Annotated in this window: 1 protein-coding gene; it reads left to right on the top strand. The window is 67.4% G+C overall.

The genetic code is table 11. The features are described from left to right. The first annotated feature begins 250 nt into the window (after positions 1-250). Entirely contained in the window at positions 251-874 is a 624-nt protein-coding gene (gene msuE / locus L995_RS05190; RefSeq protein ID WP_016450173.1) for an FMN reductase, read from the top strand. Positions 875-889 lie beyond the last annotated feature (15 nt).

Raw genomic sequence — 889 nt, forward strand, 5'->3', positions numbered from 1 at the left:
CCGCGTGGACGGGCGCAGCGGCCGTGCCCATATCGCCAGAACGCATTAGCACATGCCATGCGCCACAAAATCCCCTTCAGAAACAAGCACTTGCCAAGGCACCCAAACCGATAAGCAAATGCGTTAAGTTTCTTTCGCCATACCGGCGTTCGGCCCTGTAATGAAGGCATCCATCCCACCTCATCCGGGCTGGCAGTCTTCGCAAACCGCATGCCGCGCTGCCTCCTGGAACCCACGCCAAGGAGTTTCCATGAGCCGATCGCTGAAGACTGTCATCGTCAATGGCAGCCTGAGCCGCCCCTCCCGCACCCGTGTCCTGCTGGACGCCCTGCATGCCCGCCTGGGCCAGGAGCTGCCGCTGCAGGCACAGGTCATCGACCTGCTGGACCTGCAGCCCCATCTGGGCGCGGCCCTGTCCAAGAACGACCTGCCGCCGGCCACGCTGCAGGCCATCGAAGCCATCGAGCAGGCCGACTTCCTGATCGTCGGCGCGCCGGTCTTCCGCGCCAGCCTGCCGGGCCTGCTCAAGCACCTGTTCGACCTCATCGACCTGGACGCGCTGCAGGGCACGCCCGTGCTGCTGGCCGCCACCGGCGGCAGCCCGCGCCACGCCCTCATCCTGGACCACCAGCTGCGCCCGCTGTTCGGCTTTTTCTCGGCCCTCACCCTGCCCATTGGCGTGTACTCCACGCCCGAGGACATCCAGGACGGCCAGGTCCACAGCGAATCGCTGCGCCAGCGCATCGAGCTGACCGTGCAGCTGTCGGCCCCGGTGCTGCGGGGTGCGCTGCAGCAGTTGGTGCAGGCCCAGGCCGAGGTACAGCAGCCCGTTCCCGAAGCCGCCGACCTGGCCCTGGCCGGGCAGCCCGCGTGAGCCAGTCAGAGGCCG

Source organism: Delftia sp. ZNC0008 (assembly GCF_000799035.1).
Lineage (GTDB): Bacteria > Pseudomonadota > Gammaproteobacteria > Burkholderiales > Burkholderiaceae_C > Comamonas > Comamonas tsuruhatensis.

Excerpts from the sequence above, each read along its gene's own strand:
- msuE (WP_016450173.1), top strand. The coding sequence starts at position 251 with ATGAGCCGATCGCTGAAGACTGTCATCGTCAATGGCAGCCTGAGCCGC.